This window comes from Variovorax jilinensis (genome assembly GCF_030316885.1).
GTDB lineage: Bacteria > Pseudomonadota > Gammaproteobacteria > Burkholderiales > Burkholderiaceae_C > Variovorax > Variovorax jilinensis.
In genome coordinates, this window is the sequence record NZ_JASZYQ010000004.1 from 144,587 (window position 1) to 156,980 (window position 12,394).

11 protein-coding genes are annotated in these 12,394 nt (G+C 67.6%); 1 reads left to right on the plus strand and 10 read right to left on the minus strand.

Going from position 1 to position 12,394, the window contains the following annotated elements:
- The first annotated feature begins 111 nt into the window (after positions 1 to 111).
- Positions 112 to 1,098, plus strand: a complete 987-nt coding sequence (gene corA / locus QTH87_RS16415; RefSeq protein ID WP_286610633.1) for a magnesium/cobalt transporter CorA — start codon at positions 112 to 114, stop codon at positions 1,096 to 1,098.
- Here the strand turns inward: corA and QTH87_RS16420 are convergent.
- From QTH87_RS16420 to QTH87_RS16465, 10 genes are all read right to left on the minus strand, one after another.
- Positions 1,091 to 1,852: a 5'-methylthioadenosine/adenosylhomocysteine nucleosidase gene (locus QTH87_RS16420; protein WP_286610635.1), complete on the minus strand. Its 762-nt coding sequence runs from the start codon at positions 1,850 to 1,852 to the stop codon at positions 1,091 to 1,093. The two genes, corA and QTH87_RS16420, sit on opposite strands and share 8 nt — an antisense overlap.
- Complete coding sequence (locus QTH87_RS16425) at positions 1,849 to 3,474, minus strand: ABC transporter substrate-binding protein (RefSeq protein ID WP_286610636.1); 1,626 nt, start codon at positions 3,472 to 3,474, stop codon at positions 1,849 to 1,851. The genes QTH87_RS16420 and QTH87_RS16425 overlap by 4 nt, the downstream gene beginning before the upstream one ends.
- Before the next feature lie 13 nt (positions 3,475 to 3,487).
- Positions 3,488 to 4,504 carry a dipeptide ABC transporter ATP-binding protein gene (locus QTH87_RS16430; RefSeq protein ID WP_286610637.1) on the minus strand — a complete coding sequence of 339 codons (1,017 nt, stop codon included), beginning with the start codon at positions 4,502 to 4,504 and terminating at the stop codon, positions 3,488 to 3,490.
- On the minus strand, positions 4,501 to 5,520 hold the full coding sequence (locus QTH87_RS16435; RefSeq protein ID WP_286610638.1) for an ABC transporter ATP-binding protein: 1,020 nt from the start codon (positions 5,518 to 5,520) through the stop codon (positions 4,501 to 4,503). Before QTH87_RS16435 ends, QTH87_RS16430 begins: the two co-directional genes overlap by 4 nt.
- A gap of 15 nt (positions 5,521 to 5,535) precedes the next feature.
- Positions 5,536 to 6,438 carry an ABC transporter permease subunit gene (locus tag QTH87_RS16440; protein ID WP_286610639.1) on the minus strand — a complete coding sequence of 301 codons (903 nt, stop codon included), beginning with the start codon at positions 6,436 to 6,438 and terminating at the stop codon, positions 5,536 to 5,538.
- Positions 6,435 to 7,439, minus strand: a complete 1,005-nt coding sequence (locus tag QTH87_RS16445) for an ABC transporter permease subunit (protein WP_286610641.1) — start codon at positions 7,437 to 7,439, stop codon at positions 6,435 to 6,437. Before QTH87_RS16445 ends, QTH87_RS16440 begins: the two co-directional genes overlap by 4 nt.
- Positions 7,440 to 7,512: 73 nt before the next feature.
- Complete coding sequence (locus QTH87_RS16450) at positions 7,513 to 9,192, minus strand: long-chain-fatty-acid--CoA ligase (RefSeq protein ID WP_286610643.1); 1,680 nt, start codon at positions 9,190 to 9,192, stop codon at positions 7,513 to 7,515.
- A 123-nt stretch (positions 9,193 to 9,315) separates the two neighbouring features.
- On the minus strand, positions 9,316 to 10,803 hold the full coding sequence (locus QTH87_RS16455; RefSeq protein WP_286610644.1) for an NAD(P)(+) transhydrogenase (Re/Si-specific) subunit beta: 1,488 nt from the start codon (positions 10,801 to 10,803) through the stop codon (positions 9,316 to 9,318).
- A complete protein-coding gene (locus QTH87_RS16460) occupies positions 10,800 to 11,129 on the minus strand; it encodes an NAD(P) transhydrogenase subunit alpha part 2 (RefSeq protein WP_286610645.1) in 330 nt (109 codons plus the stop codon). Before QTH87_RS16460 ends, QTH87_RS16455 begins: the two co-directional genes overlap by 4 nt.
- Before the next feature lie 48 nt (positions 11,130 to 11,177).
- A complete protein-coding gene (locus tag QTH87_RS16465) occupies positions 11,178 to 12,311 on the minus strand; it encodes a Re/Si-specific NAD(P)(+) transhydrogenase subunit alpha (protein ID WP_286610647.1) in 1,134 nt (377 codons plus the stop codon).
- Positions 12,312 to 12,394 lie beyond the last annotated feature (83 nt).

The window sequence follows — 12,394 nt, forward strand, 5'->3', positions numbered from 1 at the left end:
AAATCGATCCGTCTCGGCAGCTTTCACTTCCCCTCTGACGCCCCGTCGGCGAGGAAGCTGAAAGCGCCCCACCCCTCGCCCGCACCGCCAGACATTTCAAGGAAGTGAGCCATGCTCAACATCTTCACGCTTGCCAACGGACGCCTCGTCCAGGAAGAGATCGAGGCGCTCGAGGAGCTGTCCAAGTTCAAGCCGATCTGGGTCGACCTCGAATCGCCCACGATCGAGGAGAAGCGCTGGATCAAGCAGTACTACGGCCTGTCCATTCCCGAAGACGCGATGGACGAGGACATCGAGGAATCGGCGCGCTTCTACGAGGAAGACAACGGCGAACTGCATGTGCGCAGCGACTTCCTGATCGCCGACGACGAAGACCCGCGCTCGGTGCGGGTGGCCTTCATCCTGAACCAGCACAACGAGGAACTCCGCAGCCGCGGCGTGCTGTTCTCGATCCACGACGAGGACGTGCCGGTGTTCCGGCTGGTGCGCATGCGCGCGCGCCGCGCACCGGGGCTGACCGAGGACGCCAAGGACGTGCTGCTCAAGCTGTTCGACGCCGACGCCGAGTACTCGGCCGACACGCTCGAGAACATCTACGACGAGCTCGAGATCGCCGGCAAGAAGGTGCTGTCGGGCAACGTCAGCGACGAGCTGGCCGCTGAGGTGCTCGGCCTGATCGCGCGCCAGGAAGACCTGAACGGCCGCATCCGCCGCAACGTGATGGACACGCGCCGCGCCGTGAGCTTCATGATGCGCAGCCGCATGCTCAATGCCGAGCAGTTCGAGGAGGCGCGGCAGATCCTGCGCGACATCGAATCGCTCGACAACCACACGGCCTTCCTGTTCGACAAGATCAACTTCCTGATGGATGCGACCGTCGGTTTCATCAACATCAACCAGAACAAGACCATCAAGATCTTCTCGGTCGCGAGCGTGGCGCTGCTGCCGCCCACGCTGATCGCGAGCGTCTACGGCATGAACTTCAAGATCATGCCGGAGCTCGACTGGACCTACGGCTACGCCTATGCGGTCGTGCTGATGATCGCGAGCGCGATGGTGCCGATGTGGTACTTCCGCCGCCGCGGATGGCTCAAGTAGGCGGCGTCAGCGTCGCCAGCCAGGCGTCGACCAGCGCGAGACTGTAGCGGCTCGCGACCACGGCGACGAAGCGCGTGAAGTCGCCGTGCGCCTCGTCGTCGGCGCGGTCGGAGATGGTGCGCACCGCGGCGAAGGGCACGCCGTAGTCGTGGCATACCTGCGCCACGGCCGCGCCCTCCATTTCCACTGCCAGCGCATCGGGCAGCGCGCGGCGCAGCGTCTCGCTCTCGGCCGCGTTCGAGACGAACCGGTCGCCGCTGATCAGCAGTCCGCGGTGCACCGCGGGCGTCGCGAGTGCGAAGTCGTCGACCACCTTCTGTCCCAGCAGGGCGACCGGATCGGCCAGCAGGCCGACCGCCACGGCAGCCAGCGAATCGCTGATCTCGGTGTCGGCAGCGAAGCGCGCATGGCCGGTCAGCGGCACCTCGTACTTCGGAAAGATGGGCGAGGCATCGAGGTCATGTTGCAGCAGCCGCGTCGCCACCACCACGTCGCCCACCTGCACGCCCGGCGCGAGTCCGCCTGCGACGCCGGTGAAGACGATCGCCTGCACCTGGAAGCGCTCGAGCAGCACCGTGGCCGTGAGCGCCGCCGCGACCTTGCCGATGCGCGAGAGCACGACCACCACCGCCTGCCCGCGCAGGTGGCCGACCCAGAAGTCGCGGCCGGCCACGCGCACGCGCTGCTCGTCGGGCATCTGCGCGAGCAATGCGCTGAGCTCCTCGTGCATCGCGGCGACGATCGCGATCGTCATTGCTTGATGTCGACTCCGTAGAAGGTGTGGCGGCCGAAGGGGCTGAGCTTGAAGTCGACCACTTCCTTGCGCACCGGCTTGAGCTGCACCGCATGGGCGATCGTGAACCACGGCGCCTGCTCCTTGAAGATCACCTGGGCCTTCTTGTAGAGCGCGTCGCGCTCGGCCTGCTTGGGCACGTTCTTGGCCTTCACGACCAGCTCCTCGTAAGGCTGGTGGCAGAACTTCGCCACGTTGCTGCCGCTGGCCGACTGGGCGGAGGCGCAGCCGAGCAGCGTGTACATGAAGTTGTCGGGGTCGCCGTTGTCGCCGGTCCAGCCCAGCATGCCCATCTGGTGCTCGCCGGCCTGCATGCGCTTGCGGTACTCGCCCCATTCGAAGGTCTTGATCTCGGCCTTGACGCCGATCTTGGCCAGGTCGGCCTGCATCAGTTCGGCGATGCGCTTGGCATTGGGGTTGTAGGGCCGCTGCACCGGCATGGCCCACAGGTCGGTCGTGAAGCCGTCGGGGTAGCCGGCCTGCGCGAGCAGCTTCTTGGCGGCCTCGGGATCGTAGGGATCGTCCTTGACCGCGTCGTTATAGGACCACATGGTCGGCGGGATCGGGTTCTTGGCCGCGACGCCGGTCGTGAGGTAGACGCCGTCGATGATCGCCTTCTTGTTGATCGCCATGTTGAGCGCCTTCCGAACGCGGACGTCGTCGAAGGGCTTCTTCTGCGTGTTGTAGGCCAGGTAGCCGACGTTGAGTCCGGGCTGCTCGAGCACCTGCACGTTCGGGTCCTTGCGGATGGCGTCGAGGTCGGCCGGGTTCGGATAGGGCATCACGTGGCATTCGCCCTTCTGCAGCTTGGCCCAGCGCACCGACGCATCGGGCGTGATCGCGAAGATCAGGTCGTCGATCTTGGCCTTGCCGCCCCAGTACTGCGGGAAGGCCTTGAAGCGCACGATGGCGTCCTTCTGATACTGCACGAGGTAGAACGGGCCGGTGCCGATCGGGTCCTGGTCGATCTTCTCGGGCGTGCCGGCCTTGAGCATCGCGATCGCATACTCCTTCGACTGGATGCCCGCGTAGGGCATCGCCATGTTCGCGAGGAAGGGCGCTTCGGGCTTGTTGAGCACGAACTTGACCGTGTAGTCGTCGATGCGGTCGATGGACTTCAGCAGCTTGGGCATGCCCATGTCGTTGAAGTAGGAGTGGTTCGGGCTCGTGACCTTGAAGAAGGGATCGTTCTCCTTCCACTGCCGCTCCATCATGAAGATCACGTCGTCGGCGTTGAAGTCGCGCGTCGGCTTGAAGCTCTTGGCCGTGTTGTGCCACTTCACACCCTTGCGCAGCTTGAAGGTGTATTCGGTCCCGTCGGGCGAGATGGTCCAGCTCTCGGCTAGGCCCGGCACGACCTTGGTGGTGCCGCGCTCGAACTCGACCAGGTTGTTGTAGACCTGCGTGGTGGCGTCGAAGGAGGTGCCGGTGGTGTTGACCGCGGCATAGAAGTTCTCGGGGCTGCCTTCGGAGCAATAGACCAGCGTCTTGGCCGAGGCGGCGCCGCAGGCGAGCGCGAGCGCCGCGGGCGCCAGCAGCGTGGCCGCGCGAAGGCGGCGCGAGATTGCAGAGGTGGTGGTCATGGGGTCGACTCCTTCAGGGTTGAGGCCGCGCGGGCGCGGACGGAAAAACTTCGGTGGTGGGGGCAACGGGCGACAGGAACTTCTCGGCGTGATGACAGGCGACGCGGCGTTCGTCGAGCAGGCGCGGCAGCGGCCTCTCGCTGCGGCAGCGGTCGGTGGCGTGGGCGCAGCGGGTGTTGAAGACGCAGCCCGACGGCGGCGCCAGCGGCGAGGGCAGCTCGCCCTTGAGCACGATGCGCTCGGCCGCGAGACCCGGTGTCGAAGCCAGCAGGGCCTGGGTGTAGGGATGCAGCGGCCGCTCGAAGATGCGCGCCTTGGGCCCCTGCTCGACTGCGTGGCCGAGGTACATCACGAGCACCTCGTGCGCGATGTGGCGCACCACGCCGAGATCGTGCGAGATGAACAGGTACGAGAGGCCGAGCTCGGCCTGCAGGTCGGCCAGCAGGTTCAGCACCTGGGCCTGGATCGAGACGTCGAGCGCCGACACCGGCTCGTCGGCCACCAGCAGGCGCGGCTCGAGCATCAATGCGCGCGCGATCGCGATGCGCTGGCGCTGGCCGCCCGAGAACATGTGCGGATAGCGGTTCGCGTACTCGGGCCGCAGGCCGACGCGCGCGAGCATGTCGCGCGCCTTCGCGGCCCGCTCGGCCTTGCCGAGACCCGTGTTGATCGCGAGCGGGTCCTCGAGCACGGTCGAGATCTTCTTGCGCGGATTGAGCGAGCCGTAGGGGTTCTGGAACACCAGCTGCACCGCCTGGCGCAGCTCGCGCCGGCGCGAGGGCGGCGGATGCACCGCGTCGGCACCGACCAGCGTGAGCGTGCCCGCAGTGGGCTTCTCGATCAGCGCCACCATGCGCGCGAGCGTCGACTTGCCGCAGCCCGATTCGCCGACCACGGCCAGCGTGCGGCCGCGCTCGAGCGTGAACGAGATGTTGCCCACCGCCTGCAGCTGCGCCGGGGCGCGGAACAGGCCGCGGCGCACCGCGTAGACGCGCTGCAGGTCGCGGGCCTCGACCACGGGCTCGCTCATCGGGAAAACTCCACCACGCGCGCGCCGTCCGCGGCCAGTGCCGCCTCGCGCTGCGGATCGCCGAGCGCGTAGTGGCAGCGCACCTGGCCGCCCATCCATTCGCGCAGCTCGGGGCGCACGGCGCGCGAATGTGCGGTGGCGTAGCTGCAGCGGGGCGCGAACAGGCAGCCGGCGGGCCGGTCGTGCATGCCTGGCACCACGCCCGCGATCGTCGCGAGCCGGCCGGCGCCCGTGCTGCGCTCGGGCAGTGCCGCGAGCAGCGCCGCGGTGTAGGGATGCTGCGGTGCCGCGAACAGCTCGGCCACACCGCGCTCTTCCATCACCTGGCCCGCATACATCACGGCCACGCGCTGCGCCATCTCGCTCACCACGCCCATGTTGTGCGTGATCAGCACCAGGCCCATGCCGCGCTCCTTCTGCAGGCTGCGCAGCAGATCGAGGATCTGGGCCTGGATCGTGACGTCGAGCGCAGTGGTCGGTTCGTCTGCAATCAGCAGCTTCGGATTGCAGGCGATCGCCATCGCGATCATCGCGCGCTGGTTCATGCCGCCCGAGAGCTGATGCGGGAAGGAATCGAGCCGCGTCGAGGCGGCCGGGATGCCTACCTGCTCCAGCAGTTCGGTGGCGCGCCTTCTCGCCTCGCGCTTGTCGAGGCGCAGATGCAGCCGCAGCGTCTCCATGAGCTGCCAGCCGATCGTGAAGCAGGGGTTCAGGCTGGTGGTCGGGTCCTGGAAGATCATCGCGACGTCCTTGCCGACCAGCTGGCGCCGCGCGCGGTCGCCGATGCCCAGCAGGTCGTGGCCGTCGAAGCGCAGGTGCTGCGCGCGCACGCGGCCGGGCCAGCCGATCAGGCCCATGAGCGCCATCATGGTCACGCTCTTGCCGGAGCCCGACTCGCCCACGATGCCCAGCACCTCGCCCTGCTCGAGCCGAAGGCTGACGCCATCGACCGCATGCAGCGTGCCGCCCTGGGTCGGGAATTCGACGTGGAGGTCGCGGATGTCGAGAAGCGGCATGCCGATGGCTCCGTGTCAGCGCTTGAGCTTCGGGTCCAGCGCATCGCGCAGCCCGTCGCCGAGGAGATTGAAGGCCAGCACCGCCGCGAGGATCGCGAGGCCCGGGAAGGTGACGACCCACCAGGCCCGCAGCACGAACTCGCGCGCGTCGGCGAGCATGGTTCCCCATTCGGGCGATGGTGGCTGCGCGCCGAGGCCCAGGAAGCCGAGCGCCGCGGCATCGAGGATGGCGGTCGAGACGCCGAGCGAGGCCTGCACGATCAGCGGAGCGGCGCAATTGGGCAGCACCTCGCGGAACATCAGCCGGAGCGTGCCGGCGCCGCTGACGCGCGCGGCCGTCACGTAGTCGCGCGAGACCTCCGAGATGACCGCGGCGCGCGTGATGCGCACGTAGTGCGGCAGCACCACGATGGCCACCGCAAGCATCGCATTGGTCAGACCCGGCCCGAGGATGGCGACGATCACGATCGCGAGCAGCAGGCTCGGCAGCGTCAGGATCACGTCCATGAGCCGCATGATCGCGATCTCGAACACGCCGCGGAAGAAGCCCGCCACCAGGCCCAGCGCGATGCCGACCGCGGCCGAGATCGCGACCACCGCGACGCCGATCGACAACGACAGCCGGGCGCCGAAGATCAGGCGCGAGAGGATGTCGCGGCCGATCGCGTCGGTGCCGAGCAGATGCGCCCTCGATCCGCCCTGCTCCCAGGCCGGCGGCCGCAGGAAGGCCGTGCTGTCGGTGAGGTTCGGCGGATACGGCGCGATCCACGGTGCGAACAGCGCCACCGCGAGCAGCAGCACGATCACCGCCAGGCCCGCCACGGCTCCGCGGTTGGCCGAGAAGGCGCCCCAGAACTCGCGCCAGGGCCCGGGCGGCGCGGCGTTCCTCTCGATCGCCAGGTCGGCGGCGGCGCTCATCGCCGGATCCTCGGGTTGATGAGACCGTAGGCCACGTCGACCAGCACGTTGACCGTCATCACGATCACGCCGAGCAGCAGCATGCCGCCCTGCAGCACCGGATAGTCGCGCCGGCCGATGGCCTCGATCAGCCACTTGCCGACGCCGGGCCACGAGAAGATGGTCTCGGTCAGGATGGCCCCCGTGAACAGCACGCCGACCTGCAGCCCGATCACCGTGACCACGGGGATCAGCGCATTGCGCAGCGCATGCAGGCCGATGACGCGCAGCGGCGCGAGGCCCTTGGCGCGCGCGGTGCGGATGTAGTCCTCGCCCAGCACCTCGAGCATGGCCGAGCGCGTCATGCGCGCGATCACGGCCAGCGTGTTGGTGCCCAGCACCACGGCCGGCAGGATCAGGTGCAGCACGGCCGAGCCGAAGGCGCCCTTCTCGTCCGACAGCAGCGAATCGATCAGCAGGAAGCCCGTGACCGGCTCGATGAAGTAGTGCACCGAGATCCGCCCCGACACCGGCGTCCAGCCCAGCTGGACCGAGAAGAACAGGATCAGCAGCAGCCCCCACCAGAAGATCGGCATCGAGTAGCCGGTGAGCGAAGTCGCCATCACGCCGTGGTCGAACACCGAGTTGCGCTTGACGGCCGCGATGATGCCGGCCGGGATGCCGAACACCAGGGCGAACAGGATCGCGCACAGCGCGAGCTCGACGGTGGCCGGAAACAGCGCCATGAACTCGTTCATCACCGGCTCCTGCGTGATCACCGACTTACCGAGATCACCATGCAGCACGCGGCTGATGTAGATGCCGTACTGCGTGAACAGCGGCTGGTCGAGCCCGTACTCCTTGAGCAGTGCCGCATGCCGGACGGGATCGATGCCGCGCTCGCCGGCCAGGGTCTCGATCGGGTCGCCGGGCACCAGCCGGATCAGGAAGAAGGCGAGCAGCGTCATGCCGACGAAGGTCGGCACCAGCAGGCTCGCGCGGGTCAGGATGAATCGGAACATTCATCCCCAATATGCAAGAGCGATGCCGGGACGCGTCCCGGGCCGAACCCTTAGAACCTGCGGGTGACGCCGCCTACTTCTTCTGGTCGCGCAGCTCGCGCCGCAGGATCTTCCCGACCGGCGTCTTGGGCAGGTCGGTGCGGAACTCGATCACGCGCGGCTGCTTGTAGCCCGTGAGGTTGGCGCGGGCATGCGCCTTCACCTGCGCCTCGGTGAGCTCGGGGTCCTTCTTGACGATCACGAGCTTCACGGTCTCGCCGGTCTTGTCGTCCGCGATGCCGACGGCCGCGCATTCGAGCACGCCGGGCAGCTGCGCCATCACGTCCTCGATCTCGTTCGGATAGACGTTGAAACCCGACACCACGATCATGTCCTTCTTGCGGTCCACGATCTTGAAGTAGCCGCGCTCGTCCTCGATGGCGATGTCGCCGGTCTTGAAGTAGCCGTCGGGCGTCATCGCCTTGGCGGTCTCGTCGGGCCGCTGCCAGTAGCCGGCCATCACCTGCGGCCCGCGCACCGCGAGCTCGCCCGACTGTCCCGCCGGCAGGTCGTTGCCGTCGTCGTCGATCACCTTGACCTCGGTGCTCGGCAAGGGCACGCCGATGGTGCCGGTGAAGGCCGTGCTGGTGGTCGGGTTGCAGGTCACCGAGGGCGAGGTCTCCGACAGGCCGTAGCCCTCGCAGATCGGGCAGCCGGTCTTCTCGAGCCAGAGCTTGGCGACCGCGCCCTGCACCGCCATGCCGCCGCCGACCGAGACCTTGAGGTTGCTCCAGTTCACGGTGCCGAAGTCCGGATGGTTGGCGAGGCCGTTGAACAGCGTGTTGACCGCCGGGAAGCTGTGGAAGGTGTGCTTCGAGAGCTCCTTGAGCACCGCGGGGATGTCGCGCGGATTCGGGATCAGGATCAGCTTGCCGCCGGTGCGCATGCTCAGCATCATGTTCACCGTGAAGGCGAAGATGTGATAGAGCGGCAGCGCGCAGATGCTGGTGGGCTGCTCGCTGGCCGGCACCTTCTGCATCACGGGGTCGTTCCAGGCCTCGGACTGCAGCACGTTGGCGATCACGTTGCGGTTGAGCAGCACCGCACCCTTCGACACGCCCGTGGTACCGCCCGTGTATTGCAGCACCGCGACATCGTCGGGACCGAGCTTGGGCGCCTGCAGCGTGCGCGTCGCACCTTTTTCGAGCGCGTCGTTGAAGCGCACCGCGCCCGGCAGCGTGAACGCCGGCACCATCTTCTTGACGCTGCGCACCACGTAGTTCACCAGCGCGCCCTTGAGCAGGCCGAGCCGGTCGCCCATCGAGGCCAGCACGATGTGCTTCACCGACGTGGCCGCCAGGCACTGCTGCAGCGTGGTGCCGAAGTTCTCCATCAGCACGATCGCGGTGGTGGCCGAGTCCTTGAGCTGGTGCTCGAGCTCGCGCGGCGTGTAGAGCGGGTTGACGTTGACCACGATCATGCCGGCGCGCAGCGTGCCGGCCACTGCGATCGGGTACTGCGGGCAGTTCGGCATCATGATCGCGACGCGATCGCCCTTGGCGAGGCCCAGGCCCTGCAGGTAGGCGGCGAAGGCGCGGCTCTGGTGGTCGACCTCGGCGTAGCTCAGGTCCTTGCCCATGAAGCTGTAGGCCGTGCGGTCGGCGTACTTGGTGAAGCTCTCTTCCATCAGCGCGACCAGCGAGGTGTAGCGCGAGGCATCGATGTCGGCGGGCACGCCTTGCGGGTAGCTGCCGAGCCAGGGTCGATCAATCACTGTGTGTCTCCGAAGCGAAATCTTGGGGTGGGAAATTCTGACGCGATCGTAACTTGACAGCCGCACGTGTCACGGGCCGCGACACTGCGCGGCCCGTGGTCTTCGAAAGCGGCGCGCCGAGGGCTACTCGATCGCCTTGGCCATGTCCTCGACCACCTTCTTGGCGTCGCCGAAGACCATCATGGTCTTGTCCATGTAGAACAGCTCGTTGTCCAGGCCCGCGTAGCCCGCGGCCATCGAGCGCTTGTTGACGATCACGGTCTTGGCCTTGTAGGCCTCGAGGATCGGCATGCCGTAGATCGGCGTGCCCTTCTGCAGCGCGGCGGGGTTCACGACGTCGTTGGCGCCCAGGATGATCGCGACGTCGACCTGGCCGAACTCGCCGTTGATGTCTTCCATCTCGAACACCTGGTCATACGGCACCTCGGCCTCCGCCAGCAGCACGTTCATGTGGCCCGGCATGCGACCGGCCACCGGATGGATCGCGTACTTCACCGTCACGCCGTGCTCGGTGAGCTTGGCGGCCAGTTCCTTCACCGCGTGCTGGGCGCGCGCCACCGCCAGGCCGTAGCCCGGCACGATCACCACCGTCTCGGCGTTGGAGAGCACGAAGGCGGCGTCGTCGGCGCTGCCGCTCTTCACGGGGCGCTGCTCCTTGGCCGCGCCGCCGGCCGTGGCCGTCTCGCCGCCGAAGCCGCCCAGGATCACGTTGAAGAACGAGCGGTTCATCGCCTTGCACATGATGTAGCTCAGGATCGCGCCCGAGGAGCCCACCAGCGAACCGGCCACGATCAGCATCGCGTTGTTGAGGCTGAAGCCGATGCCCGCGGCCGCCCAGCCCGAGTAGCTGTTGAGCATCGACACCACCACCGGCATGTCGGCGCCGCCGATCGGGATGATGATCAGCACGCCCATCACGAAGGCCAGCACCAGCATCGCGAAGAAGGCGGTCCAGCTCTCGGTGGCGACGAACAGCAGGCCCAGGCCGATGGTCACGAGGCCGAGGATCAGGTTCAGCATGTGCTGGCCCTTGAACTGCACCGGCGCGCCCTGGAACAGGCGGAACTTGTACTTGCCCGAGAGCTTGCCGAAGGCGATGACCGAGCCGCTGAAGGTGATCGCACCGATGGCCGCGCCCAGGAACAGCTCGAGCCGGTTGCCGTAGGGAATCGGATAGCGCAGGAAGCCGTCGACCACCACCGCGCCTTCGGGCGTCTGGATGCCGACCGCGGCCGCCACCGGCAGCGCCGTGATGCCGAAGGCCCAGGGCTCGACCACCGCGGCGACGCCGATGAAGACGGCGGCCAGGCCGATCATGCTGTGGAAGAAGGCCACGAGCTCGGGCATCGCGGTCATCTCGACCGTCTTGGCGCGGTAGGCGCCGTAGCCGCCGCCGACCACCAGGCCCAGCAGCACCCAGCCCAGGCCGACCATGCGGCCGCCCGAGAGCGTGACGATCAGCGCCGCGGTAGTCAGCACGGCGATCGCCATGCCCACCATGCCGAACACGTTGCCGCGGATCGAGGTGGTGGGATGGCTCAGGCCCTTCAGTGCCTGGATGAAGCAGACGCTGGCGATCAGGTACAGCAGCGTGACGACATTCATGCTCATGCTGCATTCCCCTTGTCACCCACGGGCGCGGCCTTCTTGTCCTTCTTCCGGAACATCTCGAGCATGCGCCGCGTGACCAGGAAGCCACCGAAGACGTTGACCGCCGCCAGCGCAACGGCCAGCACGCCCATGGTCTTGCCCAGGGTGGTCTCGGTCAGTGCGGCCGCGAGCATCGCGCCCACGATCACGATCGCCGAGATCGCGTTGGTGACCGCCATCAGCGGCGTGTGCAGCGCCGGCGTGACGGTCCACACGACGTGGTAGCCGACGTAGATCGCCAGCACGAAGATGATGAGGTTGATGACGGTATGGGATACGGGGTCCATGGCTGCTCCTCGCTGATGTCGCTTGTTCGCTGTTCGCTTTTCTGACGTCTACTTGCGCGTGACCTGGCCGTCCTGCGCCATCCGGCAGGCGGCGACGATGTCGTCCTCGAGGTCGATCTTGAGCGTGCCTTCCTTGGCCACGATCAGCTTGAGGAAGTCCAGCACGTTGCGCGCATAGAGCGACGACGCATCGGCCGCCACCAGCGCCGCCAGGTTGGTCTCGCCGACGATGGTCACGCCGTGCTTGACCACCGTCCTGTCGGCCTCCGACAGCGGGCAGTTGCCGCCGATGCCATCGGGGCCCTTGCCGGCCGCGATGTCGACGATCACCGAACCCGGCTTCATCGACTTGACCATGTCCTCGGTGATCAACGTGGGCGCCGCGCGGCCCGGGATCAGCGCCGTGCTGATGACGATGTCGGCGAGCGCGACGCGCTTGGCCACTTCCACCTGCTGGCGCGCCAGCCAGCTCGGCGGCATCGGCTTGGCGTAGCCGCCGACGCCGACCGCGGCTTCCTTCTCCTCGTCGGTGTCGTAGGACACCTCGATGAACTTGCCGCCCAGCGACTCGATCTGTTCCTTGACCGAGGGGCGCACGTCGGAGGCCTCGATCACCGCGCCCAGGCGCTTGGCAGTGGCGATGGCCTGAAGGCCGGCCACGCCGACGCCGAGGATCACGACGCGCGCGGCCTTCACGGTGCCGGCCGCGGTCATCAGCATCGGGAAGAAGCGCTGGTACTTGTCGGCCGCGATCATCACCGCCTTGTAGCCGGCGATGTTGGCCTGGGAAGAGAGGACGTCCATGCTCTGCGCGCGCGTGGTGCGCGGCGCGGCCTCGAGCGCGAAGGCCGTGAGCCCGGCCGTGGCCAGGCGCTGCAGACCCGCGGCATCGAAGGGGTTGAGCATGCCGATGAGCACCGTGCCGGGCTTCATGAGGGCGCATTCGCGCTCGTCGGGGCTGCGCACCTTGAGCACGATGTCGGCGGCGAAGGCGCCTGCGGCATCGGCGCTGATCTCGGCGCCGGCGGCCTGGTAGGCCGCATCGGTCACGCTGGCCGCCACGCCGGCGCCCGATTGCACCCGCACCACGTGGCCCTGGGCCACGAGTTTCTTCGCGGTCTCGGGGGTGACGGCGACTCGGGCTTCGCCTGGCACAGTTTCGACCGGCACGCCTATCAGCATGGACTTCTCCTCAGGGCTGCATTTTGAAATTCGCGCGAGCTTACCCGAAGATGACAGCCGGACCGCGTCGCCTGGATGGCAGC

Bases quoted from the DNA above. Each gene is read 5' to 3' on its own strand.
- QTH87_RS16455 (WP_286610644.1), bottom strand. From the start codon at position 10,803: ATGAGCATGAATGTCGTCACGCTGCTGTACCTGATCGCCAGCGTCTGC.
- QTH87_RS16420 (WP_286610635.1), bottom strand. From the start codon at position 1,852: ATGACGATCGCGATCGTCGCCGCGATGCACGAGGAGCTCAGCGCATTG.
- QTH87_RS16460 (WP_286610645.1), bottom strand. From the start codon at position 11,129: ATGGACCCCGTATCCCATACCGTCATCAACCTCATCATCTTCGTGCTG.
- QTH87_RS16435 (WP_286610638.1), bottom strand. From the start codon at position 5,520: ATGCCGCTTCTCGACATCCGCGACCTCCACGTCGAATTCCCGACCCAG.
- corA (WP_286610633.1), top strand. From the start codon at position 112: ATGCTCAACATCTTCACGCTTGCCAACGGACGCCTCGTCCAGGAAGAG.
- QTH87_RS16440 (WP_286610639.1), bottom strand. From the start codon at position 6,438: ATGAGCGCCGCCGCCGACCTGGCGATCGAGAGGAACGCCGCGCCGCCC.
- QTH87_RS16465 (WP_286610647.1), bottom strand. From the start codon at position 12,311: ATGCTGATAGGCGTGCCGGTCGAAACTGTGCCAGGCGAAGCCCGAGTC.
- QTH87_RS16445 (WP_286610641.1), bottom strand. From the start codon at position 7,439: ATGTTCCGATTCATCCTGACCCGCGCGAGCCTGCTGGTGCCGACCTTC.
- QTH87_RS16430 (WP_286610637.1), bottom strand. From the start codon at position 4,504: ATGAGCGAGCCCGTGGTCGAGGCCCGCGACCTGCAGCGCGTCTACGCG.
- QTH87_RS16425 (WP_286610636.1), bottom strand. From the start codon at position 3,474: ATGACCACCACCTCTGCAATCTCGCGCCGCCTTCGCGCGGCCACGCTG.